Origin of the sequence: Mesorhizobium sp. M1A.F.Ca.IN.020.04.1.1, assembly GCF_003997315.1 — a bacterium.
Classification (GTDB): Bacteria; Pseudomonadota; Alphaproteobacteria; order Rhizobiales; family Rhizobiaceae; genus Mesorhizobium.
Genome location: NZ_RZSN01000366.1, coordinates 1 through 1559, shown reverse-complemented (window position 1 = coordinate 1559; position 1559 = coordinate 1). Strand labels below are relative to the sequence as shown.

At 64.8% G+C, this 1559-nt stretch carries 1 protein-coding gene and 1 pseudogene; both read left to right on the top strand.

What is annotated here, in order from left to right; translation table 11 throughout:
* A partial coding sequence (locus EOA49_RS31890; protein WP_164749384.1) for an LLM class flavin-dependent oxidoreductase occupies positions 1–1261 on the top strand: 1261 nt, incomplete at its 5' end.
* Positions 1261–1559, top strand: a pseudogene (locus tag EOA49_RS31885) (amidohydrolase); the annotation flags it as partial. The gene EOA49_RS31890 and the pseudogene EOA49_RS31885, both read left to right, overlap by 1 nt.

Below are 1559 nucleotides of genomic sequence, written 5' to 3'. Positions count from 1 at the left end.
CGCAAGCATCAATTTCGATTATTACGTCGGCATCGCGCGCCAGGCGGAAGCGGCGGGCATAGCCTTCGCCTTCGTCGCCGATGGGCTCTACATCAACGAACAGTCGATCCCGCATTTCCTCAACCGCTTCGAGCCAATCGTGCTGCTGTCGGCGCTGGCGGCGGCGACAAAGAGCATCGGCCTGGTCGGCACGCTGTCGACCTCCTACAGCGACCCGTTCACCGTCGCCCGGCAATTCGGTTCGATCGATGTGGTGAGCGGCGGACGCGCTGGCTGGAACGCGGTGACCTCGCCGCTCGAAGGCTCCGCCAAGAACTATGGCCGCGACAAGCATCCCGAGCACGCGCTGCGCTATCAGATCGCCGCCGAGCATATCGAGATCGTCAAGGGTCTCTGGGATTCCTGGGACGACGATGCCTTCCTGCGCGACCGGCAGACCGGCCGCTATGCCGATTTCTCGAAGATGCACCGGCTGAACTTCAAGGGTCGCTTCCATTCGGCCGAGGGGCCGCTCAATCTCGGCCGTTCGCCACAAGGACAGCCGGTTCTCTTCCAGGCCGGCGGTTCGGACGACGGCATCGCGCTTGGCGGCAGGCATGCCGACGCGGTCTTTGCCAACGCCGCTTCCTTTGAGGAGAATCGCGAGCTGTCGCGGCGGCTGAAGGAAAGCGCGGTGGCGCATGGCCGCAGCGCCGACCATATCAAGATCTTGCCGGGCATCGCGCCGATCGTCGGCTCGACGGAGGAAGAGGCCGAGCGCAAATATCGCGAGATACGCGACCTGGTCACGGTCCATGAAGCGCTGCTCTATCTCGGGCGCTTCTTCGACCATCATGACTTCACCGCCTATCCGGTCGACGAGCCGTTCCCGGAACTCGGCGACATCGGCAAGAACAATTTCCGCTCGACCACCGACCGCATCAAACGGGTCGCCAGGGAAAAGAACCTCACCTTGCGCGAGGTCGCGCTGGACGCCGCAACGACGCGCAGCGCCTTCATCGGCACGCCGGAAAAGATCGCCGACGAACTGGTCCGCTGGGTGGATGGCGGAGCGGCGGACGGTTTCGTGCTGGGCTTCCAGGTCATCCCGGCCGGGCTCGACGATTTCGAGAAGCATGTCCTGCCCATCCTGGAAAAGCGCGGCCGCCACGTCCGCGATCAGATCGGCACGACCCTGCGCGACCACCTCGAGCTGCCATTCAAGGAAAGCCGTCACGCGCAGAATGCTTCTTCCGCGGCGGCGACCGAGGAAGCAGCCTGATGACGGTCCGGCCCGCTCCGCCTTCGGCGGCGATCGCCGAGGCGATCCTGGACAGCGCCGACGAGTTCGTCGCTCTGCGCCGCAAGCTTCATAGCGAACCGGAACTGGCCTACCAGGAGAAGAAGACCAGTGCGCTGGTCGCCGAGCGCCTGCAAGCCTGGGGCTATCAGGTTGTCCGCAACATTGGCGGCACGGGTGTCGTCGGAACGCTGCGCAACGGCAATGGCGGGAAGTCGATCGGCATCCGCGCCGACATGGACGCCTTGCCGATCGTCGAGGCGACGGGCCTGCCCTATGC